Genomic DNA, 24,404 nt, shown 5'->3' on the forward strand with positions numbered 1-24,404 from the left:
AGCAGCATCACAGGCAGTACAACCAGGAAGAGATACGAACTTTGAGCAGCCACTACGACGTTCTTGGAGTCTCACCCGAAGCGACGGGCGAAGAGATCAAGAAGGCCTACCGAAAGCTTGCGCGCACCCTCCACCCGGACGTTAACCCCGGTGAGGACGCCTCGGACCGCTTCAAGGCGGTCACGCACGCCTATGAAGTGCTCTCCGACCCGCAGAAGCGCCGCATTTACGACGCAACCGGCAACGAGAACGGCACGGACAATGGCTTCGGCGGTGCCGGCTACTCGGGCCAGGGCTTCGCCTTCCAGGACATCTTCGACACCTTCTTCGGCGCCGGCGGCTCCTCCGGTCCGGCTTCCCGCGTCCGCCGCGGGCAGGACGCCCTCATCAGCGTCCGCATCGACCTTCGGGACGCTGTCTTCGGCGTCAATAAGAAGCTCGAAGTGGACACGGCCGTGACGTGCCCCACCTGTGACGGCTCCTGCTGCAGGCCGGGGACCCACCCCGAGCGCTGCGACATTTGCGGCGGCAGCGGTCAGGTCCAGCGGGCCGTCCGCTCCATCCTGGGCCAGGTTATGACGGCCGCTCCGTGCGGCTCCTGCGAAGGCTTCGGAACCGTCATCAAGGACCCGTGCAACGAGTGCAACGGGCAGGGACGCATCCGCAGCCGGCGAACACTGACCGTCAAGGTTCCCGCCGGTGTGGCGACCGGAACCCGGATCCAGCTCGGCGGCCAGGGCGAAGCCGGACCTGCCGGCGGACCCTCCGGAGACCTCTATGTGGAGATCCGGGTCAACAACGATCCCACCTACCTGCGCGACGGCGACGACCTGCACGCCACGCTCAACATTCCCATGACCGCGGCGGCGCTCGGCACTGAGGTCACCTTGGAGACCTTCGACGGCACGCAGGAAATCGACGTCAAGGCGGGAACCCAGTCCGGCGAGATCATCACCCTGCGTGGCCTCGGCGTCACCCACCTGCGCGGTTACGGCCGTGGCGACCTGAAGGTCCACCTGCAGGTGGAGACCCCCAGCAAGCTCGACCCTGCCCAGGAGGACCTGCTCCGGCAGCTCGCCAAGCTGCGCGGGGAGCAATACACCGAAGGGAAACTTGCCGCCAGCGGCGGGGTCTTCGCCAAGCTGCGGGACCGGCTCGGTAACCTGTAGCAGTGAGCAACCCGGTCTTTTTCACCGCCGCCGGAACCTTGGATGACCAGGTCCCCGGTTCGCAATTCGTTCTCGACGGCGCCGAGGCGCGGCATGCCGTGACGGTGAAACGGCTCGCCGTGGGGGAGTCTGTGGACATAGCCGACGGAGCAGGAAAACGCCTTACCGGAACGGTGGCCGCCGTTGGCCCTGGCCAGCTCACGGTGCAGTGTTCGGCGCTGGAAATCGAAAGCCGCCCGGACGTCCGCCTGGTCCTGGTCCAGGCGCTTGCCAAAGGCGACCGGGACGAGCTGGCGGCCGAGACAGCCACCGAACTGGGCATCGACGCCATCATCCCCTGGCAGTCCGAACGTGCCATCGTGCGGTGGAAAGGCGAACGCGCGGCCAAAGCGCACGCAAAATGGCAGTCCGTGGTGACTGCGGCCGCAAAGCAGGCCCGCCGGGCGTGGATTCCCGAGGTCCGTGCCGCCGTCGACGGCCCCGGGCTGCAGGCGGCGGTGGCTGCCGCCGACTTGGCGGTCATTCTTCACGAGGATGCCGTGCGGCCGCTGCGCGGCGTGCTGGAGTCATGGCGGGACTCGATGCCGTCGGGAACCGGGCCCCGGGAGATCCTGCTTATCGTGGGGCCTGAGGGCGGGATCAGTCCGAGGGAAGTCACCCGGCTCTGCGGCGCGGGGGCGGTCACCGCGCTGCTTGGCCACCATGTCCTTCGATCATCCACGGCCGGCCCGGCGGCAACGGTCCTGGCCAGCGACGTGCTTGGCCGATGGTAGCGGCGCAGCCCGCCTGCTACTCCTTCGGGAATCTGTTACTTCACCGAGAAGCCGCGGCTGTCGACGTTCAGCTCCGTGTCATTTCGGCTGGGGTCAATCTGCCATACCCTGACTTCGTAGTTTCCCGGGCCCAGGTTCACCGTCAGCGAGAACAGTCCGGACTGTGAGGCATCGGAGGAGGCTGTCATGTCCCCGCTCAGGTACGGTGACTTGTCCGCGCTGCCGTCTACCCGGAGGATCTTCCAGCGGAGCTTGCCGCCGGGGACGATGCTCCGGCCGCTGACTTTGACGCTGCCATCGGCGACCTGGGTCCCCTCCTGCGGGTCAATGATCCACACGGGGGCAACCATGCCCGCGCTTCGTGACATCGGTGTCCCCAGCCGGACGCGGTTGAAGGCGAGATAGTCTGTATGCCCGTCCACGAGAATCACCACCTGGATCTGTTGGCCGGCATCCACCAGCCCGGAGCTGGCTCCCGCCGCGGTCGCGGTATAGACCAACTGCTGGATGGCGCGCTCGGCCATGGAAGTGTCAACGTTGCTGTTGAAAGCGTCGGCGGAGACATCCACCGTGATGACATTCTTGCCGGAGATGGACGTGGCCAGCTTCTTCGGGTTCTGCCATGGGGTGAAGAAGTCAGGATCGAGGGGCTTCTGGGACATCATGGCGCGCAGTGCGCGCGTCACCGGATTATCCTGCTCAGGCACGTCGCGGAACTCGCGGTACAGGAACACATTGTCGTTGCTGCGGCCAATCCAGTACACCGGCGCTTTGTTGGAGGCCTGGGTGGTTTCCAACGGCGCGCTGGTGCTGGGAACCCCCGCAGTGGCGGAACCGGACAGCATCTGCGGTGTGCCTGCCGAGTCCTCCGGGGGCTGGGGAGTGGCGACGCAGCCGGAGAGCAGGATCGCGGCAGGCAGCACCCAGAGCAGAACGGCGGAACGCACACGCTGTCCCGCTGGTCTCCTTCTGTGCCCCATCCCGCTAAATCCCATCGGCTCCGGTGTTCCCCCGCCCTCGTGTGTTCCTTCGGATGCGCGCCCCGGCGGGGCCCGCTGTGTGACTCTTGCTTTACGAGCGCGTGGCAGGTCCGGCAGAAACCGCCGGGAAGGGCCCGTTGGCACCCTCGACTGCCGGCGCAAGGCCGCTGAATCCCAGCATTACACACGGTCCCCGGCCGCCCGCGGCCTTTGGGCACGGTGAACCGAACTGCAACAGGAACGATATGAGGCCGATACAAAGTTGATACCTAATGACGGAAACGCGCAACGGAATCGTTCCAGGACGGGCATCGCGTGGCCGGGCCGGGGCCGCCGGTCGGGTCGCTGGCGTAAGATGGAAGGACTCCGCTTAACACGGAACCTGCCCGGTAGGCCGGCGGGTCAATGGATCATTCGGAGCAACTATTTCCTAACTGGAGGGGACCAGAGGCCAGCAGGCCGGCACCATGACTGAAGCAACAAACGGAAAGCCCCGGTTCAGCGCCGGAGAGCGCACCACAGGTGAATTTCCCCATAGTCTTCCCGGTGTCCGGACGGAGGTGGTCATATTCGACAACTCCGAGCAGATGGTGCAGTCCCTGGGCAGCCATGACGAAGCACTGCGCTTTATCGAAGAGCAGTTCCCCGCTGTGGATTTCCATGTCCGTGGCAACGAACTGGCCATCAGCGGCCCCGCCGCGGACGTTCCGCGGATCATGCGGCTCATCCACGAGGTGCGCGGCCTGGTCGAACGCGGCACAGTCATCACACCGGCAGTGCTGCAGCAGCTCGCCGCCCTCCTGCGCAGCCAGTCCCTGCAGAATCCTGTCGAGGTGCTGACGCACAACATCCTCTCCAGCCGCGGCAAGACCATTCGGCCCAAGACACTGAACCAGAAGAACTACGTGGACGCCATCGATGCGAACACGGTGATTTTCGGCATTGGGCCCGCCGGCACGGGAAAGACGTTCCTGGCCATGGCCAAGGCCGTCCAGGCCCTTCAGCAGAAGGAGGTCAGCCGCATCATCCTGACCAGGCCCGCCGTCGAAGCGGGAGAGCGGCTCGGTTTCCTGCCCGGAACCCTCAGCGACAAGATCGACCCCTACCTGCGGCCGCTGTACGACGCGCTTCACGACATGATGGATCCGGAGTCGATTCCACGGCTGATGGCGGCCGGCACTATCGAGGTGGCGCCCCTGGCCTACATGCGCGGCCGCACCCTCAACGACGCCTTCATCATTCTGGATGAGGCCCAGAACACCACCCCCGAGCAGATGAAGATGTTCCTGACCCGTTTGGGTTTCGGCTCCAAGATGGTGGTCACCGGCGACGTGACACAGGTGGACCTGCCGTTCGGCACCCGGTCCGGGCTGCGGATCGTCGAGGAAATCCTGCAGGGAATTGAAGATGTCAATTTCACGGTGCTTGATGCTTCGGACGTTGTCCGCCATCGGCTGGTGGGCGACATCGTCCATGCCTACGGGGTCTGGGACGAGATACAGCGGAACCGGGTGAAGCATTCCGTGCCCCGGGACAAGCGGGGAGAACACGCATGAGCATCGAAGTGAACAACGAATCCGGTGTCCTGGTGGACGAAGCGGAGCTCGTGGCCCTGTCCCGGTTTATCTTCGAGCGGCTCTACATCCACCCGCAGGCCGAGTTGTCCATCCTTCTGGTGGACGAGCCTGCCATGGAAAAGCTGCACATTGAACTGATGGACGAGCCCGGCTCCACGGACGTCCTGTCCGTTCCCATGGACGAGCTCACCCCGGGGACGCCGGACAAGCCAACCCCCCAGGGGATGCTCGGCGACATCGCCATTTGCCCGCAGGTGGCGGAAGCCCAGGCACGGAACGCGGGCCACTCCACGCAGGACGAAATGTTGCTGCTCACCACGCACGGAATCCTGCATTTGCTCGGTTACGACCACGCGGACCCCGAGGAGAAGGCGGAGATGTTCGGCTTGCAGCGCGAACTGCTGGCTGACTTCACGGGCAAGGACGCCCCGTCAGAGACGATTCAGTGACCCCACTGATCCTGGTCTGCATGGCGCTGGTATTCCTGAGCTTTGCAGCCCTGCTGACCGCGGCGGAATCCGCGTTCAGCTTCCTTCCCCGGCACGATGCCGAAGACGCCATACTCAAAAGCCGCGGCGGTGCGCTGAAGCGGATTATGGACCAACCGGTTTCCCACATGCGGTCCCTGCGGTTCTGGCGGATCTGGTTCGAAATGGCGTCGGCCGTGGCTGTCGCTGTCCTCCTCCACAGCGTCCTGGGGAATGTGTGGCTCGCCGGCCTGGCCGCCACCGGGATCATGGCGCTGGTTGGTTTTGTCATCGTGGGCGTCTCGCCGCGCCAGCTCGGCCGGGTCCACTCGGCGGCCGTGGTCCGGTTCACCGCTCCGGTCATCCGGTTCCTGTGCTGGGTGCTGGGCCCCATCCCCGGCTGGCTCGTGAGTGTTGGCAGTGCTGTAGCTCCTGGCGGCCCCGGCGGCGACGAAGGCTTCTTCAGCGAAGAAGAGTTCCGCGAACTCGTTGACCGTGCCACCGAGTCGGACATGATCGAGGACAACGAGGCCGAACTGATCCAGTCGGTGTTTGACTTTGGCGACACGCTGGTCCGTGCGGTGATGGTGCCGCGGACCGACGTTTTGACCATTGATTCCGGTTCCAGCCTTCACCGCGCAATGTCGTTGTTCCTCCGTTCGGGCTATTCGCGCATTCCGGTGATCCGCGACAACGCGGACCAGATCGTGGGGATCGTCTACCTCAAGGATGTGGCGGCGGTGCTGCACAGCCTGGGACCGGGCGAGGTACCGCCCACGGTCGATGAACTGGCCCGGGATGTCCGGTACGTTCCGGATTCCAAACCGGTCAGCGACCTGTTGCGCGAGTTGCAGAAAGAGTCCACGCACGTGGCCATCGTGATCGACGAATACGGCGGAACGGCAGGCCTGGTGACGCTCGAGGACCTCATCGAGGAGATCGTCGGGGAGATCGTGGACGAGTACGACACTGAAAGCGCCGAAGCGGTGGCACTCGGGGACGGCAGCTACCGGGTGAGTGCCCGCATGAGCATCGATGACCTCGGCGAGTTGTTCGACGTCGAACTCGACGACGACGAGGTGGACACCGTCGGCGGCCTGCTGGCCAAGGCACTCGGCCGGGTTCCGATCGTGGGCAGCTCCGTGGAAGTCCACGGCGTCTCACTGCGGGCCGACCGGCTCGAGGGCCGGCGCAACCGCGTCAGCCACATCATTGCGGCGCTTGCGCCAAAGGAAGACACTGACCTTGAAGAGCTTCTCGACGAGGCCAAAACAACGCAACAGGGAGTTCCACGTGAGCAAGCAGAATAAAGCGGACGACGGGGAGGCCTTCGGCGGCTTCCACGCAGGATTTTCCATTCTCGTGGGCCGGCCCAACGCGGGCAAGTCCACGTTGACAAATGCCTTGGTGGGCAAGAAAGTGGCCATCACCTCGGCAAAGCCGCAGACCACCCGCCACACGATCCGCGGCATCGTCCACCGTGAGAATGCACAGCTGATCCTCGTTGACACGCCCGGCCTGCACCGCCCGCGAACGCTTCTGGGGAAGCGCCTCAACGACCTGGTGGCGGACACATTGTCCGAGGTTGATGCCATTGGATTCTGCCTTCCGGCCAACGAGAAGATCGGTCCGGGCGACAGGTTCATTGCCGCCCAGCTCGCCGCTGTGGGAAACAAGCCGATCATCGCCATCGTGACCAAGTCCGACACCGTGGACCGCCAGGCGCTGACTGAACAGCTGCTCGCCGTCGCGGAACTGGGCCGCGAAGTAATGGGCGAAGAGGGCTGGAAGGACATCGTTCCTGTCTCGGCCACTGACGGTTTCCAGGTGGAGACTGTGGCCGACGTCCTGATCAGTCACATGCCGCCGTCGCCTCCGTTGTACCCGGACGGAGAGCTGACGGACGAACCCGAGGCCGTTATGGTGGCCGAACTCATCCGCGAGGCCGCCCTCGAGGGTGTGCGCGACGAACTTCCGCATTCCCTGGCGGTTGTGGTTGACGAGATCGTGCCCCGGGAGGGACGTCCGGAGGACAGCCCGTTCCTCGACGTCCGGGTCAACCTGTACGTTGAGCGACCGTCGCAAAAGGCGATCATCATCGGCAAGGGAGGTGCCCGGTTGCGCGAGGTGGGAACCAACGCCCGGAAAGGCATCGAAGCGCTCCTGGGCACCCGCATTTACCTCGACCTGCACGTCAAGGTTGCCAAGGACTGGCAGCGGGACCCCAAGCAGCTGGTAAAGCTGGGATTTTAGGCCGCACCGGGCTCCCGGACGCGCGTGGCTGACGGCTCATCGGGCGTTTTCCCAGATTAGGCCCGTAAAATGGGTCGATCCCGTTTTTATAGAGGAAGGTTCACCACGTGGTGAGACGCCCCGACGACCCTGCGGCAGGAACTGGCGTGCCCGGTTCCGCTGCCCGGCACACGGACAACACGCCGCTCGGCGCTGCCCGGCATCTGGGTCCCCTTCGGTCGATGCCTGCCTGGCTCAAAGTGATAACCGCTGCTGTTGCCATCCTATTGGTGGGCGTCCTGGCGTTTGGCGCCTACTGGGTGATCCGGCTCCAGGGAAACCTCACAACCTCATCTCTGGGCGCGGGCAGCAGCAAGAGCGAAGGGTCCGTGAATGACTCGACGGACAGGATGCAGATCCTGATCCTGGGCTCGGACACCCGTGACGGAAAGAATTCGCAATACGGCAGTGCCGACGATTCAGCCGGCTACGGGCACTCGGATGTCATGATGCTCCTGGACATCTCGGCGGATAACTCCCACGTCAATGTGATCAGCTTTCCCCGTGATCTGCTGGTGGACGTCCCGAAGTGCAAGGACGAGAAGACCGGAACCGAGTACCCGGCGCAAAAAAACGTGATGATCAACTCGGCGATGTCAGAGGCCGGCATTGGCTGCGCGGTGGACACCGTCAACAAGCTCACCGGCATGGAGATCGACCACTTTATGATGGCCGACTTCAACGCGGTCAAGGAACTTTCCAACACGGTCGGCGGCGTGGAGGTCTGCGTCAGCGACGCGGTCTACGACCCCGATTCCAAGCTGCGGCTCCCCAAGGGCACCTCCACGGTGCAGGGGGAGCAGGCGCTCTCGTTCGTGCGCACGCGTCACGCTTTCGGCGATGGCGGCGACCTTGGCCGCATCAAAGCCCAGCAGGGCTTCCTGTCCTCGCTGACACGCAAGCTGAAGTCCGAGGGCACGCTCTCGAACCCAGCCAAAATGCTGGACATCGCGGATGCCGTCACCAAGAACCTGACCATCGACAACGGGCTGGCATCGATCCCCACCCTATTGACCGTGGCCAACCGGTTGAAGAACATCGACGTCGGCAAGGTGGCCTTCGTGGCCGTGCCCACCGTCCCCGCAGCGTCCGACCCGAACCGCCTGCAGATGGCGGAACCTGCCGCGTCCCAGCTGTTCGCAGCCATGCGGAAAAATGTGGACCTGACAAACCCCACCGCGACACCGAGCGCCTCCCCGGCGCCGTCGGACAGTTCCAGCGCGGCGCCCACGCCGTCAGCCACGCCTTCACCTTCCGCTTCCGCCTACGAGAAGGCGCTGCAGCCGGTCACCATTGCCAACGGCACGGGCGTTCCCGCCCGATCACAGGAAATCGCCCAGGCCGTCATGGCCGGCGGCTTCACCAAGGTGGGGCAGCTTGCAGCCCGGCCCGTCGACAAAACCGCCGTGTACTACGGTGCAGGCTTTGCCGATGTGGCCGCCGATGTGGCGGCCCTGCTGGATATTCCAGCCAGCCAGGTCCTTCCGGCCACGGGAGTGGTTGGGGTGCAGGTGTATGCAGGGTCCGACTTCGCCACCGGCACGACGTTGCCGGCAGCGCCACTTCCAAAGGACATTGTCAATCAAACGGCGGGCGATACCGTGTGCCAGCAGGCCAACCCGGAGCTCATTGTTCGCTAGGGGCCGCAGCGTTTGCCACACCGCCCGCCGGTAGCGACGAGCGACGCGGTGGCCACAGCGCCGTGGACAAAGGACCGGACCAGCACCGCTGGTCCGGTCCTTCTCATGTGCAGCGCCGCTGCACCGCGCTACCAGATGCTGACGCGCTCCGCCGGGGGCATCCACATGCCGTCCTGCTCGGCCACGCCAAAAGCGTCATGGAACGCGTCGAGGTTCTTCGCAATGGCGTTGGCTCGGAATTCGTTGGGGGAGTGCGGGTCGGTGGCCAGGCGGCGGATCGCCTCCTCGGCCCGGATCACCTGCCGCCAGCTGGCCGCCCAGGATGCGAAGAAGCGCTGCTCTCCGGTCATACCGTCCAGGACGTCAGGCTCCGCGCCATCGAGGCTGATCAGGTAGGCCTTGTAGGCGATCGTGAGGCCGCCAAGGTCGCCGATGTTTTCCCCGAGGGTCAACTTGCCGTTCACGCGATGGCCGGGCGCGGCATAGGGGGACAGCGCGTCGAACTGTGCCACGAGCTTCGAGGTCAATTCCTCGAAGGCCGTGCGGTCATCCTCCGTCCACCAGTTGCGCAGCGCTCCGCTGCCGTCGAACTGCGAGCCCTGGTCATCGAAGCCGTGCCCGATCTCATGTCCGATCACGGCACCGATCCCGCCATAGTTGACTGCGTCGTCGGCGTCGGCCGTGAAGAAGGGCGCCTGGAGGATCGCGGCAGGGAAGACGATCTCATTCAGCAGAGGGTGGTAATACGCGTTGACGGTCTGCGGCGTCATCAGCCACTTGTTCCGGTCCACCGGCTTGCCCACCTCGTCAAGGTGACGGTCGACGTCGGCGCTGTGCGCCCTTTCGACGTTGCCCAGAAGGTCGGAGGGCTCGATCTCCACCGCGGAGTAGTCGATCCACTCATCGGGGTATCCGATCTTTGAACGGAAGGCTTCCAGTTTCTTGAGCGCCTCGTGCTTGGTGTCCTCACCCATCCAGGCGAGGCCGGAAATGCTTTGCCGGTAGGCTTCGATGAGGTTAGCCACGAGCGACTGCATCCGGGCCTTATGTGATTCGGGGAAGTGCTTGGCCACGTAGATCTGGCCCACGGCCTCGCCGAGTGCATTTTCGACCACTGCCACACCGCGCTTCCAGCGGTCCTTGTTCCGGGGTGTTCCGCTGATGGTGGTGCCGTAGAAGGCGAAGTTGGCGTCAACGAACTCAGCGGAAAGATAGGGCGCCGCGGAACTGACCACCCGCATGGCGAGCCAGTCCTGCCAGGTAGCCAGGGATTCCGAGTTGATCAGGGAAGCGGCCCCGGCAAAGAAGTCCGGGGTCGCCACCACCAGTTCCTCACGCTTTTCGGGGACGATGCCCGCGGCGTCGAACCAGGTTTCCATGAGTGGGAATAGCTCATGCGCCTCGGACGCGGACTTCAGGTTGTAGGTCTTTTGCGGATCGCGGAGGGTCACATTGTCCCAGTGGTGGGAGGCGAGCTTCGTTTCCAGGCCCACCACGCGGGCTGCGGCTTCCTGCGGATCCTCCACGCCTGCCAGGCGAAGCATCGAACCCACATGATCGCGATACGCCTCAACCATCGGGGCGAACTTTTCCTCGCGGTAGTAGGACTCATCCGGCAGCCCCAGGCCACCTTGTCCGGTGTACAACAGGATCCGGTCGGGATTGCCGGCGTCCGGCGCCGGGTAGATGTAAAAAAGGCCCGAAACATCCGAGCGGAACAGGCGGCCGGCCAGCTCGATCACGTCGGTGGTGGACCCGGTGGCGTACACCGCGGCGAGGCGGTCGCGGATGGGGTCCATGCCCTTGGCCTCGACAGCGGCTTCGTCCATGAAGCTGTTGTACAGGTCGCCGATCTTGCGCTCTATCCCGCTGGCGTCGGCCCCGCGGCCGGCCGCCTCCTCGATAATCTCCCGGACCGCGAGCTCCGAATCATCGCGCAAGGCAGTGAAGGTTCCCTCCAGTGCGCGGTCGTCCCGGATGGTGGTGCTCTTGAGCCATGCGCCGTTGACATGCTGGTACAGGTCGTCCTGCGGCCTGACGCTGGCGTCGATGTTGGACAGGGCGATCCCCGAGTTTGGCACAGGTGCTCCTTCGTGTGAGGGCTGCAGCCGGTGCTGGCACCGGTGCGGCGTCTGCATGGTGGACGTGGCGGGAGGTGTTGCTCCTTCATCTTACGCACCCGTGTTACTGTGAAATGGTGCGCGCAGAACTGCTTCTTCTTAGCTGCCGCGGCGAGGCTTCAGACGCTATCTAGCGCAAGGCCCACCCTCGCTGCGGAGTTTGTGTTGCCCGGCCACCCTTTCACCAAGAATCATAGAAAAGGCCACGATACTAATGCGAAACGCACAGAAGCCCTCGGGAATGCCGGTCCACCGCTACATCCCGTTCCAGGATCAGATCAACGTTGAGCTGCCTGACCGCACCTGGCCCGACAAGGTCATCACGAAGGCCCCGCGCTGGTGCGCTGTGGACCTCCGGGACGGAAACCAAGCGCTGATCGACCCCATGAGCCCTGCCCGGAAAATGAAGATGTTCGATCTGCTGGTCCGCATGGGCTACAAGGAGATCGAGGTCGGGTTCCCGTCGGCCTCCCAGACGGACTTCGACTTCGTCCGGCAGCTGATCGAAGGAAACCACATTCCGGACGACGTCACCATCCAGGTGCTGACGCAGGCCCGCGAGCACCTGATCGAGCGGACGTACGAGTCGCTGGTGGGAGCCAAGCAGGCAATCGTCCACCTCTACAATTCCACCTCGATCCTCCAGCGCCGGGTGGTCTTCAACCAGGACGAAGACGGCATCCTGGACATCGCGCTACAGGGCGCCCGTCTGTGCAAGAAGTACGAAGAGACGCTGGCGGACACCCACATCACGTATGAGTATTCCCCCGAGTCCTTCACCGGCACGGAGCTGGAATACGCGGTCCGGGTCTGTAACGCGATCGCGGACGTCTTCGAGGCATCAGCCGACAGCCAGGTGATCATCAACCTGCCGGCCACTGTCGAAATGGCCACCCCCAACGTTTATGCGGATTCGATCGAGTGGATGAGCCGCCACCTGCACCCCCGCGAGGGGATCATCCTCTCCCTGCACCCGCACAACGACCGCGGCACGGGCGTGGCCGCCGCCGAACTGGGTTACCTGGCCGGCGCGGACCGGATTGAGGGGTGCCTGTTCGGAAACGGCGAACGGACCGGGAACGTTGACCTGGTCACCCTGGGCCTGAACATGTTTGTCCAGGGCATCGACCCCATGATCGATTTCTCGGACATCGACGAGGTCCGTCGCACGGTGGAGTACTGCAACCAGCTCCCGGTGGCAGAACGGTCCCCGTATGGCGGTGACCTGGTCTTTACGGCGTTCTCGGGTTCGCACCAGGACGCCATCAAGAAGGGCTTCGAGGCACTGGAGAGGGACGCTGCCGCTGCGGGCAAGGACGTCAGTGACGTCACCTGGCAGGTCCCGTACCTCCCCGTTGATCCAAAGGACCTGGGCCGCAGCTACGAGGCAGTGATCCGGGTTAACTCCCAGTCCGGCAAGGGCGGCGTGGCCTACCTGCTGAAGAACGAGCACAGCCTGGACCTGCCGCGGCGGGCCCAGATTGAATTCTCCGGCGTTATCCAGCGGCGCACGGACACCGTTGGCGGCGAGGTCAGCGGTGCGCAGTTGTGGCAGCTGTTCCAGGACGAGTACCTGCCCTCCGGCAGGGAAGATGGACAATGGGGCCGTTACTCCCTTGGCACGGTGAGCACCGAGACCGACGAGGACGGCGCCATGACCCTGCACGCCACGTTGAAGGTGGACGGTGTACAGGTCCGCCGCACGGGCACCGGCAACGGACCCATCGCCGCACTGCTGGACATCCTCGGCCAGGACGGAGTGGACGTCCGCGTGCTGGACTACAGCGAGCACGCCCTGTCGGAGGGTGGAAACGCCCGGGCAGCCGCCTACGTCGAATGCGCCGTGGGGGAACGGGTCCTGTGGGGAATCGGGATCGACTCCAACACCAGCATGTCCTCCCTGAAGGCTGTCATTTCAGCTGTGAACCGCGCCATCAGGGACGCACAGGCCTGAGACGCTTCATGGTGCGCCGCCGGGAAACCGGCGGCGCATCTGCTTAAAGCCCTACTTACCGGAAGTCAGTGCGAATATTAACTGTGGCCCAACAACCATCATTTTCTGCCCGCGCGTATCGGGATGACGCAGTGGTGCTCCGCACCCACAAACTGGGCGAAGCGGACCGCATCATCACTCTGCTGACCAAACACCACGGCCAGGTGCGTGCGGTGGCCAAGGGAGTGCGCAGAACCAGCAGCCGCTTCGGAGCACGTTTGGAACCATTTATGGTTGCGGATCTTCAACTCATCTCGGGACGGACCCTGGACATCGTCACGCAGGCGGTGGCCAAAGGGGCTTATGGCGGAAACATCGCTGCTGACTACGGCCGCTACACCGTGGCCGCGGTCATGACGGAAACGGCTGAAAAGCTCACTGACGTGGACGGTGAGTCCGGAACGGCACAATATAACCTCCTCGTTGGCGCCCTGGCGTCCCTGAGCCGTGGCGACCACACCCCGGAACTCATTCTGGACTCGTACCTCCTGCGGGCGCTATCCACCGGCGGGTGGGCCCCGAGCTTCACCAATTGCGCCCGGTGCGGCGCCGCAGGACCCCACAACGCCTTTTCCGCTCCGCTGGGCGGAATGGTGTGCGCGGACTGCCGGCCTCCGGGCTCGCCTGCCCCCGCCGCGGAAACGGTGTTCCTCCTGGGCGCGCTGCTCACGGGGGACTGGACGACGGCGGACGCCTCCCTGGCGGTGCACCGCCGGGAGGCGGCCGGTTTGGTGGCCAGCTATCTGCAATGGCATCTTGAACGTGTCTTGAAATCACTTAAACATGTGGAGCGTACCTGACCGTGGCCTTAGGCAAGAAGAAAAGCCCCGTCCGCCAGCGGACATCCCCGGTGATCGCACCGTACCCGCATCCTTCGGGGGCGGTGCCGCCATCCATCCCTTCGGAATTCGTCCCGCAGCACGTGGCGATTGTGATGGACGGGAACGGCCGTTGGGCCAACCAGCGCGGCCTGCCCCGGATCGAAGGCCACAAGGCCGGCGAACCGGCGTTGCTGGACGTGGTTGCCGGCGCCATAGAAATGGGCATCAAGTACATCACTGTCTATGCGTTTTCCACGGAGAACTGGCGACGTTCGCCGGAGGAAGTCCGCTTCCTGATGGGTTTTAACAAGGACGTGCTACGCCGCCAACGGAACCAGCTGGATGAATGGGGCGTCCGGATCCGCTGGTCCGGCCGGCGGCCCAAGCTCTGGGGTTCGGTCATCCGTGAGCTGGAAGAGGCCGAGGACTTCACGCGCGGGAACAGCACATGCACGTTGACCATGTGTGTTAATTACGGCGGCCGGGCGGAAATCGCCGACGCCGTGGCGGCCATCGCCGAGGAGGTGGCGGCCGGTCGGCTCAAGCCGGGCGCCATCACCGAGCGGACAGTCCAGAAGTACCTTGACGAGCCCGACCTTCCCGACGTTGACCTCTTCCTGCGCAGCTCCGGGGAGCAACGGCTGTCCAACTTCATGCTGTGGCAGTCCGCCTACGCGGAGTTTGTTTTTATGGACACCCTGTGGCCCGACGTTGACCGCCGCACCCTGTGGGACGCCGTGGGAGTCTACGCCCGGCGCGACCGACGGTACGGCGGGGCCGTAGACGCGGCCCGGCCCCAGCAAGATCAGTCGGTGGCCCCTTCCTCCAGCACATAGCCGCGGATCCAGCGCGACAGGCGGTCGTAGGCGTAGTTCCGGACCCGGGGCGGGGAGAGGAAGACGTCGTGGAGACCCCCGTCGATCCGTTCCAGTGTGACTGAACGGCCCAGCGCCATGGCACGGACGGCGATGATGTTGACGTCGAGGACCACGTCGGTACTGCGCATCGCCTCGGTCCAGATCATTCCGTTCTCGCTGGCTCCCGAGAGCAGCACCAGTATGGGGATCTCGATCCGCAGCCCGCGCGCCACGCGTGAGTGCCCTGCAAGGACCGCGCTGAGCCACCCGGCCCGCACAGGGAAGGCGAGGGGCGGCCGGTAATTGTCATCCAGGGTCCATTCGCCCTCGGCGGCGCTGCTGATGCTGCGCCAGTAGAAACCGCGCTCGGGCAGGCGCAGCACCGTCTCGGGCCGCAACCGGGCCAGCGGTCCCACCATGGTGCGGGCCGCCCGCCTCACCAGGGAGCTTCCATGCATTTCCAGCCACGGGCTGTTAAGCACCAGGCTTGAGGCAACGTCCGGGTGCCGGCTGACCCACAAAGCCGCAATCAGGCCGCCGGTGGAATGGCCTATCAGGGTCAGGGCGGGCTTGGGCCCCGGATCCGGCCACAGCGCCTCGATGATGCCGATGGCCCTGCTGATCTCGGCGTCGTAATCATCCAGATCCGCCACGTAGCCGCCGTGGGTGTGGGCTTGGAGGCTCCGGCCGTGGTTGTGCATATCCAAGGCAAAGAACTCGAAGCCCTTGCCGGTCCAGAACTGCGCAAGCTCCACATTAAAGAAGTAGTCGCTCCAACCGTGCAGAAACAGAACTGCCCGGCGCGGCAGCTCCCTCGATGCTGTGACGCCTTCTCCGCCGTTGGGCACGTGGCGCACCAGCGTGGCTGTTCGTTCCGCGCCGTCCACCCCTGTGGCCTGGAAGGCGCAGGATTCGAAGTCCGCCCCAAGAATGTCGGTCTGCCACATCATCCGGGCAGCCCCGCAACCCGAAGCTGAACCGCGCCGCCACTGATCATGGAAATATGCTAGCGTGCCCGCGAAGCCGCTCCGGAGGCGCCGCCCTGTCACCGACCACAGGGGTCATCCGCCGGCGGCGCCAGGAGACGATCCGGCGTCACACCGGGAAGCCCCGGCGGTGCCGGTTTGGTCTGCGTCGCCGGAGACGGAAAACTGGTGGCATGCGCCTATATCCCACCTTCTTTCGGTTTGCCTTTTCCTGGATGGACGCCGAGCGCGCCCATAAGATCGGTTTTCAGGCCATCAGACTGGCCCATACGTGCGGTGCGGGCAGGGTGCTCGCGAAATTCACGGCGCCGGCAGCTTCGCTCGAGACCTCGGCGTTCGGCCTGACCTTCCCGTCGCCGTTCGGCCTCGCGGCCGGCTTCGACAAGGAAGGCCACGGCATCGAGGCCTTGACCGAACTGGGCTTCGGACATGTGGAGGTGGGCACCATCACGGGGCAGGCCCAGCCCGGTAACGAAAAACCACGCCTCTTCAGGCTCATCGAAGACAGGGCCGTCATCAACCGGATGGGCTTCAATAACGACGGCGCCGCAGCGGTGGCACCGCGGCTGAAGTCCGCCAGGGCCGCCCTCCAACGGCGGCATCCCGGCACCCGGCCGGTGATTGGCGTCAATATCGGCAAGAGCAAAGTCGTGGAGCTCGACAGTGCTGTGGAGGACTACCTCATCAGCGCCAGGCTGCTGGCGCCGGCCGCCGACTATCTGGTGGTCAACGTCAGTTCGCCCAACACCCCGGGACTCCGGCTGCTCCAGAATGTTGAAACCCTCAGGCCGCTGCTCAAGGCAGTCGGCGAGGAAGCGGACACCGCAGCGGGCAGGCACGTGCCGCTGCTGGTCAAGATTGCCCCCGACCTTACGGATGAGGACGTCGACGACGTCGCTCGGCTGGCGCTTGACCTGAAGCTTGACGGCATCATCGCCACCAATACCACCATTGACCGGTCCGGCCTGGCCTCGGCTCCGGAGAAGATCGAGGCCTGCGGAGCCGGCGGCTTGTCCGGCGCGCCCTTGAAGGAACGGTCCCTTGACGTGCTGCGCCGGCTCCGGGAAGCCACCCATGGCGAGCTGGTCCTCGTGTCCGTCGGTGGCGTGGAAACCGCGCTCGATGTGCAGGCCCGACTGGACGCCGGCGCCACGCTCGTGCAGGGATATACAGCGTTCCTGTACGAAGGGCCATTCTGGGCTGCCCGCATCAACCGACAGCTGGCCAGGAACCGGGCCGGGCGCAAACTGCCCGAAGCACACAGTTCCTAAGCGGACCGGCGGGCTTAAACGAAGAAGCCCCGGCGGTGAACCGCCGGGGCTTCTTACATGGACAGCCTGCTCAAGCGAAGAGACCGTATTGAAGGGAAATTCAGGAGGGGAAGTCTCCGCGCTTTACCAGCGGCTTGGGAAGGCGCAGCCGGCGGAACTGAAGGGAGCGCATGGAGCCGTACCAGACGGTGCCGCGTTCGACGTCGCCGAACTTCTCCGCAAGGCGCTTCTTGAGCTTGCGCGAAAGGATGAAGACGTCCACGAAGACAGCCAGGAACATCACCCAGAACCCGCCAAGGACATAGATCATCTGTTCGCTGGTGGAGGGGACCAGCAGCGAAATGACCACAAAGACCAACGCCCCGAACATGAGGTATTCGCCGAGGCTGAACCTCGCGTCCACGTAGTCGCGGGCAAAGCGCTTTTGCGGGCCCTTGTCCCGCAGCGGCAGGAACCTTTCGTCACCGGTGTCGAGCGCCTGGCGCATTTTCAGGCGCTGATCCTGGACGGCCGCGCGCTCGGCCGCTTTTGAGGCCTTGCGGTCCTCCGGCACGAGGGGCCGCTTGCGGGCGGCTTCCTGGACTTTGCGCTTTGGCGTGGGCGCGCCCTTGCCGAGGGCCGGGTCATGGCTTGCCGATGCACCGGTTGCCTGCTGGTCAACTACGTCCTGCGCCGTCGGCGCTTCCTTTTTACGTCCAAACACCAGTACAGAATACCTTGCAGGGGACGGCCCTCAGTCATACGTGAAGGCCCCCCGCCGCTCCGGTTGAACAACGGCGCGGTGGAGCCGTTGCGCGAATCGGGCCCGCCGGGTGCGGCCTGTTTGCTGTGGTGGCGCACACAGGTAGGGTTTTGGCCATGACTTCATCAGCAGCGGGCACCCCGCAGACTATCAGCGGCAGCGTCGACACCATCGACGTCGATGCCCTGCGCCAGTCCGTCCACAAGTCCTTTGACGCCACCATCGGGGACCTGAAGAATCTCGTCGCCATTCCGGGAATTGCCTGGCCGAGCTTCGACCCCTCCCAGCTGGACCGCAGTGCTGATGCGGTGGCCGCCTTGGTGCGGGCCAGCGGCATTGAGGACGTGCACATCCTGCGCTGCGATAAGGAGGACGGAACCCCGGGCGGGCCCGCCGTTGTCGCCCGACGTGCCGCCACCGAGGGAAAACCGACCATCCTCCTTTACGCCCATCATGACGTGCAGCCGCCGGGGGACCCGGCGTTGTGGGAGACCGAGCCGTTCACCGCCGTCGAACGCGACGGACGCCTGTATGGACGCGGCGCCGCCGACGACAAAGCCGGCATCATGGCACACCTTGCCGCGTACGCTGCCGTGTCCGAAGCACTGAACGAGGAGTTCGGACTCGGAGTGACGTTCTTTTTCGAGGGCGAGGAGGAAGCGGGTTCGCCGACCTTCCGCAGGTTCCTGGAAACCCACCGTGAACTGCTCCGCGCCGATGTGATTGTGGTGGCCGACTCCAGCAACTGGAAGGTGGGGGTTCCGGCCCTGACCACCAGCCTGCGCGGCCTGGTGGACGGCACCATCGAGGTCCAGGTGCTCGAGCATGCCGTCCACTCGGGAATGTTCGGCGGCGCTGTGCTGGATGCACCCACGCTCCTATCCCGCCTCATCGCCACCCTGCACGACGCCGACGGCAGCGTCGCCGTGAAGGGCCTGATCAGCCGGGACGAAACCACCGTGGACCTCACGGAAGCGGAATACCGGGCCGACGCGTCAGTCCTCGACGGCGTGCGGCTGGCGGGAACCGGCAGTATCGCTTCCCGGCTGTGGACCAAACCGGCCCTCTCCATCATTGGCTTTGACGCACCGGCGGTGGACGTCGCTTCAAATACGCTTCTGCCGAGGGCCAGGGCCAAGTTCAGCCTTCGGCTGGCGCCCGGCCAGGTTCCCGCTGAAGCCATGGAGGCCGTCAAGGCCCATGTCGAGGCCAATGCCCCCTTTGGTGCCAAGGTGGTTTTCACCCCGGGGGAGAGCGGGAACTCGTTCCTGACGGACACCGGCTCAGCGGCGGCGGGCATGGCCATGTGGGCACTGGGCGAGGCATGGGGAGTGCCGGCGGTGGAAATGGGCATCGGCGGCTCCATCCCGTTCATCTCGGACCTGACGGAGGTCTATCCCGAGGTGCAGATCCTCGTCACCGGCGTTGAGGATCCGGACTCCCGTGCCCACAGCGCCAACGAGTCCCTGCACCTCGGGGACTTCCGCAACGCCATTGTGGCCGAGGCCCTCCTCCTGGCCCGCCTCAACCACGGCGTGGCCGAAGGCCTTAAGTAGGGCCTGCAATAAAGCCGCGGCCGTTCCCAAGGAACAATCAGGGTACGGCCACGGTTACGTCAGGAGTTAGAGCTACACGCCGGATCGACGTAGCATGTAGCTATAGCCCATACCGTTTCCGTAGGGGCTGGCAACGCGAAAGCGTGGCCGCCACCACCGTCGTAAAAAGGGGTAGGCCAATGAGCACTACAACCAATGAGAACAGCACCGAAACCACCAGCACCCCCAGCGAAGAAGTCGCCAGCCACGAGGTCAAGCTGACTGACGTCGCTGCAGGAAAGGTGCGTAGCCTGCTGGAGCAGGAGGGCCGCACGGATCTTCGGCTGCGCGTTGCTGTCCAGCCTGGCGGCTGCTCTGGCCTCATTTACCAGCTCTACTTTGACGAGCGCCTCCTTGAAGGCGATGCCGTTCGTGACTATGACGGCGTCGAAGTTGTGGTGGACAAGATGAGCGTTCCGTATCTTAGCGGCGCCAGCATCGACTTCGAGGACACCATCTCCAAGCAGGGTTTCACGATCGACAACCCCAATGCCGGCGGTTCATGCGCCTGCGGTGACTCCTTCCACTAACCTGGCCATCGTGTCCCTTGGCAGTCTGGGGTCGGCACCGGTTTAAACCGGTGCCGACCCACTGTGCCGACATGTGGGCGAAATCCCCGGGGGAGCGGTAAGCTCTACACCGAGTAGTAAAACTTTTCGTGTGCCCGCGGAGCTCTAGTCCCCGGGCGACAGCAACAAGTAGGAAGGGCCGTCTGTGAGTTCGCAGAACCGAACCGGCAGCCGACGCAAAAAGATCTCTACGATCACTGGCTTGGCACTAGCCGGCGCGTTGGCTTTGACTGGATGTTCACCAGAGGTAGAGAAGGGGTGGCTGCCCACCGAGCGTGGCACCACCAATCACACCGACCGCATCATGGACCTCTGGGTCAACTCATGGATCGCCGCACTGGTCGTTGGCATCATCACGTGGGGCCTGATGGTCTGGTGCATCGTCGCCTACCGCCGGCGCAAGGGAACCGTTGGCTTCCCCCGCCAGACCAGTTTCAACCTTCCGCTTGAGGTCTTCTACCTGACCATTCCGCTCTTTATGGTTCTGGTGTTCTTCTACTTCACGGACCGTGACCAGCAGGCGGTCGATGATCGCTCCAAGCCCGCCGACGTCGTCGTCGATGTCCGTGGCAAGCAGTGGGCATGGGACTTCAACTACAAAAAGGGCGACGTCGTCACCGGTGACGTGCACGAAGCCGGGGTCCAGGCGCACCTCACCGGCGCGGACGTGGACAAGGACAAGCTCCCCACGCTGTACCTGCCCGTCAACAAGTCCGTTGACCTTGAACTGAATTCCCGCGACGTCATTCACTCGTTCTGGGTACCCGCCTTCCTGCAGAAGCGTGACATGATTCCGGGCAAGACAAATTACATCAGGTTGACCCCCACCAAGGAGGGAACCTACGACGGCAAGTGTGCCGAACTCTGCGGCGAATACCACTCCGAAATGCTGTTCCGCGTCAAGGTTGTCTCCGAAACGGAGTTCCAGGCGCACATGGACAAGCTGCGCCAGGACGGCAACACCGGCCTGCTCGGCAACGAGTACAACCGCAACCCGAACCTGAACGAAATAAAGTAAGGGGAGCGACGTGGCTACGTACACTCAATCCGCCGGGGTCCTCGAGGCTCCCGTAGTACCTAAATCCAAGGGGCGCATCGTCGTCAACTGGATCACTTCAACCGACCACAAGACCATCGGGTACATGTACCTGATTGCCTCCTTTGTCTTCTTCTGCTTCGGCGGCGTGATGGCGCTGCTGATCCGTGCAGAGCTCTTCGAGCCCGGCATGCAGATCCTCCAGACCAAAGAGCAGTACAACCAGCTCTTCACCATGCACGGCACCGTGATGCTGCTGATGTTCGCAACGCCGCTGTTCGCAGGCTTCGCAAACGTCATCATGCCGCTGCAGATCGGCGCACCCGACGTCGCGTTCCCGCGACTGAACGCGCTGGCCTTCTGGTTCTTCCTCTTCGGCTCCACCATTGCCGTTTCGGGATTCATCACCCCCCAAGGCGCCGCGTCATTCGGCTGGTTCGCCTACGCGCCGCTCTCGAACACCACGTTCACCCCGGGCATCGGTGGAGACCTGTGGGTCTTCGGCCTTGCACTCTCCGGCTTCGGCACCATCCTCGGCGCCGTGAACTTCATCACCACCATCATCTGCATGCGCGCCCCCGGCATGACCATGTGGCGGATGCCGATTTTCACCTGGAACACCCTCGTGACGGCCATCCTGGTCCTCATGGCGTTCCCGCCGCTGGCCGCGGCGCTGTTCGCCCTTGGCGCGGACCGCAAGTTCGGTGCCCACATCTTTGACCCCGAAAACGGCGGTGCCGTCCTCTGGCAGCACCTCTTCTGGTTCTTCGGACACCCTGAGGTGTACATCATCGCGCTGCCGTTCTTCGGCATCGTGTCCGAGATCTTCCCGGTCTTCAGCCGCAAGCCGATCTTCGGCTACAAGGGCCTGGTCTACGCCACCATTTCCATTGCCGCCTTGTCGGTGACCGTGTGGGCGCACCACATGTACGTCACCGGCTCGGTCCTGCTGCCGTTCTTCTCCTTCATGACGATGCTCATCGCCGTGCCCACCGGTGTGAAATTCTTCAACTGGATCGGCACCATGTGGCGCGGTTCCATCACCTTTGAGACCCCCATGCTGTGGAGCATCGGCTTCCTGGCCACGTTCCTCTTCGGTGGCCTGACCGGGATCATCCTGGCCTCGCCCCCGCTGGACTTCCATGTCTCCGACTCCTACTTCGTGGTGGCGCACTTCCACTACGTGGTATTCGGCACGGTGGTGTTCGCGATGTTCGCCGGCTTCTACTTCTGGTGGCCGAAGTGGACGGGCAAGATGCTCAACGAGCGCCTTGGCAAGATCCACTTCTGGCTGCTGTTCCTGGGTTTCCACGGCACGTTCCTCATCCAGCACTGGCTCGGTGTTGAGGGTATGCCGCGCCGCTACGCGGACTACATGCCCCAGGACAACTTCACGTGGATGAACCAGTTCTCCACCATCTCCTCCTTCGTTCTTGGCGCCTCGCTGATCCCGTTCTTCTGGAACGTGTACATCACCTGGCGCAGCAACGAAAGGGTTGAGGTGGACGACCCGTGGGGCTTCGGCGCCTCGCTCGAGTGGGCCACTTCCTGCCCGCCGCCGCGCCACAACTTCACGTCACTGCCGCGTATCCGCTCCGAGCGCCCCGCGCTTGACCTCCACCACCCCGAGCTAGCCCAGGTGCACACCGCTGAGTCACCGTCCCTGCCAGCAGCCGCGCTCGGTAACGCCGATCAGAAGGACACCGCCAAGTGAAGATCGAATCATGGATTTTTGGAGCCGGAGTCTTCTTCTTCGTACCGGTTTCGATCGTTTACGGCTTCCTGACGCACTGGAATGAATGGGTCGGCACCCTGGGCATTCTGCTGGTCGGCGGACTCGCCGGAATGATCGGCGCTTACCTCGGATTCACGGCCAAGCGCGTCGGCATGCGTCCCGAGGACCGGAGCGACGCCGAGATCCACGAAGGCGCAGGCGAGCAGGGACACTTCAGCCCCTGGAGCTGGTGGCCGCTGGTGCTCGGTATGGCCTGCGCTACGGGTTTCCTGGGACTTGCCGTAGGTTTCTGGATTGTTTTCATCGCCGCTGGTCTTGCTGCCGTGGCCCTTGTGGGCTGGGTCTTCGAATACAGCCGCGGGGACCACGCTCACTAGCGTGCGTCGCTGACCGTCCCTCCAACAAAGGAAGCCCCCACCGCTGGTGGGGGCTTCCTTTGTTCATTGCAGAATGAATTGGATTGCGGACAGGGCCGGATTCCAGGCAGGAGCGCCGAGCACTTTATATGGCCGGTCCGCCGTGCTCAGGCGGCTGTTGCAGCTTCCAGCAAGTGGGACAGGGACTCGAGGGCCTGAGCCGCGTCTGCGGCCCGGTACCCGGCCGGGAGAGCCTCCGGAAGGATGGAGAGTTCCACCTCGCAGCCATGCCCGAAATCAGCGGTCATGACCTCGAGCAGGGAGCGTGCGTCCACCGAGGGAATTCCCTCCTTGCGGATCCTTACGGGCAGCCCCGACGCCATGACCGCGCGTACAAAAGCTGCGGCCGGCCGAGCGTGCAAACCGATGGGTGATTGAACAATTGCCTTACGCACGGGCAACGGTACTCCTTTGTTCCGACGGAGCATTCCGTCTTGCGTTCATTCCTTATCAAGCGTAGCCGTGGCAGAGTGCGGGGAGCCACATGGTGAGGAGGTGGTCTAGACCTGCAGCGTGGGTGCTCTACGCTTAATCCATGACTTTCAACCCGAGGGGCAGCCATGTCGGCCTCTGACGCAAGCAGGATGACCGGGGAGATCGACCGGAAAAATGGCACCCCGATCTACGTTCAGTTGAGGGAGATCCTTCGCAGCCACATTATCGCGGCGTGCCCGCCAGGCTCGGCGCTCCCCTCCGAACGCGACCTCGCGGAAAGGTTCGGCCTGGCCAGGATGACTGTCCGCCAGGCCATCGATGCTCTGGTCGGCGAGGAAGTCATCGAAAGGGTGGTGGGACTAGGGACGTTTGTGCGTAAACCCAAGGTTGACCTTCAGGTGAAGCTGACGTCTTACAGCGAGGAGATGCAGCGGCGCGGGATGGTCCCCGCCGCAAAGGTCCTGAGCTTCGAGCAGATTGGTGCCAGCGCTTTTCTCGCCCGTGAACTCCAGCTCGAAGAGGGCACGCCCGTGGTGCGCTTCCGGCGGCTGCTGCTGGCGGACAACGAGCCTATGAGCGTGGATGAGAACTTCATCCCTGCACAGCGGGTTCCCGGCCTGCTCGACGGTGAGCCGCCAACCTCCCTCTACAACGTCCTGAGTGAGCGGTTCGGTCTTGTGATGGAGTGGGGCGAGGACATGATCGAGGCCACGGCGGCCTCACCGTCCACCGCGCGGCTCCTGAATGTCGAGGTGGGGTCGCCGCTCCTGAAGATCCAGCGTCACGCCTTCGTCGCCAGGGCCATGGTGGACTACTCGGTGTCGTATTACCGGGCCGACCGCTACAAGCTGTGGGTTCCGTTGCAACGGCCGGGAGTCCGGCCCACGCGAAACTACGCGTCGGGGTACCGGTCTTAGGGACCGCCCAAGG

22 protein-coding genes are annotated in these 24,404 nt (G+C 64.2%); 17 read left to right on the top strand and 5 right to left on the bottom strand.

Going from position 1 to position 24,404, the window contains the following annotated elements:
- The first annotated feature begins 41 nt into the window (after positions 1-41).
- Both dnaJ and ACP4XC_RS10955 read left to right on the top strand, forming a co-directional pair.
- On the top strand, positions 42-1,169 hold the full coding sequence (dnaJ, locus tag ACP4XC_RS10950; RefSeq protein ID WP_427169450.1) for a molecular chaperone DnaJ: 1,128 nt from the start codon (positions 42-44) through the stop codon (positions 1,167-1,169).
- Positions 1,170-1,171: 2 nt separating this feature from the next.
- Positions 1,172-1,942 carry a 16S rRNA (uracil(1498)-N(3))-methyltransferase gene (locus tag ACP4XC_RS10955; protein ID WP_427169453.1) on the top strand — a complete coding sequence of 257 codons (771 nt, stop codon included), beginning with the start codon at positions 1,172-1,174 and terminating at the stop codon, positions 1,940-1,942.
- A gap of 35 nt (positions 1,943-1,977) precedes the next feature.
- On the opposite strand, the gene ACP4XC_RS10960 is transcribed toward ACP4XC_RS10955, so the two are convergent.
- Complete coding sequence (locus ACP4XC_RS10960) at positions 1,978-2,937, bottom strand: GerMN domain-containing protein (RefSeq protein ID WP_427169455.1); 960 nt, start codon at positions 2,935-2,937, stop codon at positions 1,978-1,980.
- Between the two features lie 452 nt (positions 2,938-3,389).
- Between ACP4XC_RS10960 and ACP4XC_RS10965 the strand changes: the two genes are divergently transcribed.
- From ACP4XC_RS10965 to ACP4XC_RS10985, 5 genes are all read left to right on the top strand, one after another.
- Positions 3,390-4,478: a PhoH family protein gene (locus ACP4XC_RS10965; RefSeq protein ID WP_427169457.1), complete on the top strand. Its 1,089-nt coding sequence runs from the start codon at positions 3,390-3,392 to the stop codon at positions 4,476-4,478.
- Positions 4,475-4,948, top strand: a complete 474-nt coding sequence (gene ybeY, locus ACP4XC_RS10970; RefSeq protein ID WP_427169460.1) for an rRNA maturation RNase YbeY — start codon at positions 4,475-4,477, stop codon at positions 4,946-4,948. Before ACP4XC_RS10965 ends, ybeY begins: the two co-directional genes overlap by 4 nt.
- On the top strand, positions 4,945-6,276 hold the full coding sequence (locus ACP4XC_RS10975) for a hemolysin family protein (protein ID WP_427169462.1): 1,332 nt from the start codon (positions 4,945-4,947) through the stop codon (positions 6,274-6,276). The genes ybeY and ACP4XC_RS10975 overlap by 4 nt, the downstream gene beginning before the upstream one ends.
- The gene (era, locus tag ACP4XC_RS10980) at positions 6,260-7,219 is read left to right on the top strand and encodes a GTPase Era (RefSeq protein WP_427169465.1); all 960 of its coding nucleotides are present in this window, start codon (positions 6,260-6,262) and stop codon (positions 7,217-7,219) included. Before ACP4XC_RS10975 ends, era begins: the two co-directional genes overlap by 17 nt.
- Before the next feature lie 107 nt (positions 7,220-7,326).
- Complete coding sequence (locus ACP4XC_RS10985; protein ID WP_427169467.1) at positions 7,327-8,898, top strand: LCP family protein; 1,572 nt, start codon at positions 7,327-7,329, stop codon at positions 8,896-8,898.
- Between the two features lie 128 nt (positions 8,899-9,026).
- Here ACP4XC_RS10985 and ACP4XC_RS10990 read toward each other — a convergent pair whose 3' ends face one another.
- Positions 9,027-10,979, bottom strand: coding sequence for a M13 family metallopeptidase (locus ACP4XC_RS10990; protein WP_427169469.1), 1,953 nt, complete (start codon positions 10,977-10,979; stop codon positions 9,027-9,029).
- Positions 10,980-11,232: 253 nt separating this feature from the next.
- Between ACP4XC_RS10990 and leuA the strand changes: the two genes are divergently transcribed.
- The 3 genes from leuA to ACP4XC_RS11005 all read left to right on the top strand — a co-directional run bounded on the left by leuA (position 11,233) and on the right by ACP4XC_RS11005 (position 14,668).
- On the top strand, positions 11,233-12,972 hold the full coding sequence (leuA, locus tag ACP4XC_RS10995) for a 2-isopropylmalate synthase (RefSeq protein ID WP_427169471.1): 1,740 nt from the start codon (positions 11,233-11,235) through the stop codon (positions 12,970-12,972).
- Between the two features lie 83 nt (positions 12,973-13,055).
- A complete protein-coding gene (recO, locus tag ACP4XC_RS11000) occupies positions 13,056-13,811 on the top strand; it encodes a DNA repair protein RecO (RefSeq protein ID WP_427169473.1) in 756 nt (251 codons plus the stop codon).
- Between the two features lie 2 nt (positions 13,812-13,813).
- Positions 13,814-14,668, top strand: a complete 855-nt coding sequence (locus tag ACP4XC_RS11005) for an isoprenyl transferase (protein WP_427169476.1) — start codon at positions 13,814-13,816, stop codon at positions 14,666-14,668.
- Here ACP4XC_RS11005 and ACP4XC_RS11010 read toward each other — a convergent pair.
- Positions 14,638-15,639 carry an alpha/beta hydrolase gene (locus tag ACP4XC_RS11010; protein ID WP_427169478.1) on the bottom strand — a complete coding sequence of 334 codons (1,002 nt, stop codon included), beginning with the start codon at positions 15,637-15,639 and terminating at the stop codon, positions 14,638-14,640. The two genes, ACP4XC_RS11005 and ACP4XC_RS11010, sit on opposite strands and share 31 nt — an antisense overlap.
- Before the next feature lie 209 nt (positions 15,640-15,848).
- Here ACP4XC_RS11010 and ACP4XC_RS11015 point away from each other — a divergent pair, with 209 nt between their 5' ends.
- Entirely contained in the window at positions 15,849-16,946 is a 1,098-nt protein-coding gene (locus ACP4XC_RS11015) for a quinone-dependent dihydroorotate dehydrogenase (protein ID WP_427169480.1), read from the top strand.
- A gap of 100 nt (positions 16,947-17,046) precedes the next feature.
- Here ACP4XC_RS11015 and ACP4XC_RS11020 read toward each other — a convergent pair whose 3' ends face one another.
- The gene (locus ACP4XC_RS11020; RefSeq protein ID WP_427169482.1) at positions 17,047-17,649 is read right to left on the bottom strand and encodes a DUF3043 domain-containing protein; all 603 of its coding nucleotides are present in this window, start codon (positions 17,647-17,649) and stop codon (positions 17,047-17,049) included.
- Positions 17,650-17,804: 155 nt separating this feature from the next.
- On the opposite strand from ACP4XC_RS11020, the gene ACP4XC_RS11025 reads away from it, so the two are divergent.
- The 5 genes from ACP4XC_RS11025 to ACP4XC_RS11045 all read left to right on the top strand — a co-directional run bounded on the left by ACP4XC_RS11025 (position 17,805) and on the right by ACP4XC_RS11045 (position 23,000).
- Positions 17,805-19,244, top strand: coding sequence for a dipeptidase (locus ACP4XC_RS11025; protein ID WP_427169484.1), 1,440 nt, complete (start codon positions 17,805-17,807; stop codon positions 19,242-19,244).
- A 179-nt stretch (positions 19,245-19,423) separates the two neighbouring features.
- Positions 19,424-19,813 (top strand): HesB/IscA family protein, encoded by a 390-nt coding sequence (locus tag ACP4XC_RS11030; protein ID WP_427169486.1) that lies wholly within the window; start codon positions 19,424-19,426, stop codon positions 19,811-19,813.
- Between the two features lie 184 nt (positions 19,814-19,997).
- Positions 19,998-20,870 (top strand): cytochrome c oxidase subunit II, encoded by an 873-nt coding sequence (coxB, locus tag ACP4XC_RS11035; protein WP_427169488.1) that lies wholly within the window; start codon positions 19,998-20,000, stop codon positions 20,868-20,870.
- Between the two features lie 10 nt (positions 20,871-20,880).
- Entirely contained in the window at positions 20,881-22,602 is a 1,722-nt protein-coding gene (gene ctaD, locus ACP4XC_RS11040) for a cytochrome c oxidase subunit I (protein WP_427169490.1), read from the top strand.
- Positions 22,599-23,000, top strand: a complete 402-nt coding sequence (locus ACP4XC_RS11045; RefSeq protein ID WP_427169492.1) for a cytochrome c oxidase subunit 4 — start codon at positions 22,599-22,601, stop codon at positions 22,998-23,000. Before ctaD ends, ACP4XC_RS11045 begins: the two co-directional genes overlap by 4 nt.
- 146 nt (positions 23,001-23,146) lie before the next feature.
- Here ACP4XC_RS11045 and ACP4XC_RS11050 read toward each other — a convergent pair whose 3' ends face one another.
- Positions 23,147-23,440 (bottom strand): HPr family phosphocarrier protein, encoded by a 294-nt coding sequence (locus tag ACP4XC_RS11050; RefSeq protein ID WP_427169494.1) that lies wholly within the window; start codon positions 23,438-23,440, stop codon positions 23,147-23,149.
- A gap of 159 nt (positions 23,441-23,599) precedes the next feature.
- Between ACP4XC_RS11050 and ACP4XC_RS11055 the strand changes: the two genes are divergently transcribed.
- Complete coding sequence (locus tag ACP4XC_RS11055; RefSeq protein ID WP_427169497.1) at positions 23,600-24,391, top strand: GntR family transcriptional regulator; 792 nt, start codon at positions 23,600-23,602, stop codon at positions 24,389-24,391.
- Positions 24,392-24,404 lie beyond the last annotated feature (13 nt).

Source organism: Arthrobacter sp. 92 (assembly GCF_050260325.1).
Lineage (GTDB): Bacteria > Actinomycetota > Actinomycetes > Actinomycetales > Micrococcaceae > Arthrobacter.

What these genes read in the sequence shown, in the direction of transcription:
- ybeY (WP_427169460.1), top strand. Translation starts at nt 4,475, where the DNA reads ATGAGCATCGAAGTGAACAACGAATCCGGTGTCCTGGTGGACGAAGCG.
- ACP4XC_RS11055 (WP_427169497.1), top strand. Translation starts at nt 23,600, where the DNA reads ATGTCGGCCTCTGACGCAAGCAGGATGACCGGGGAGATCGACCGGAAA.
- ACP4XC_RS10960 (WP_427169455.1), bottom strand. Translation starts at nt 2,937, where the DNA reads ATGGGATTTAGCGGGATGGGGCACAGAAGGAGACCAGCGGGACAGCGT.
- ACP4XC_RS11025 (WP_427169484.1), top strand. Translation starts at nt 17,805, where the DNA reads ATGACTTCATCAGCAGCGGGCACCCCGCAGACTATCAGCGGCAGCGTC.
- ACP4XC_RS10965 (WP_427169457.1), top strand. Translation starts at nt 3,390, where the DNA reads ATGACTGAAGCAACAAACGGAAAGCCCCGGTTCAGCGCCGGAGAGCGC.
- ACP4XC_RS11030 (WP_427169486.1), top strand. Translation starts at nt 19,424, where the DNA reads ATGAGCACTACAACCAATGAGAACAGCACCGAAACCACCAGCACCCCC.
- leuA (WP_427169471.1), top strand. Translation starts at nt 11,233, where the DNA reads ATGCGAAACGCACAGAAGCCCTCGGGAATGCCGGTCCACCGCTACATC.
- ACP4XC_RS11010 (WP_427169478.1), bottom strand. Translation starts at nt 15,639, where the DNA reads ATGATGTGGCAGACCGACATTCTTGGGGCGGACTTCGAATCCTGCGCC.
- ACP4XC_RS11015 (WP_427169480.1), top strand. Translation starts at nt 15,849, where the DNA reads ATGCGCCTATATCCCACCTTCTTTCGGTTTGCCTTTTCCTGGATGGAC.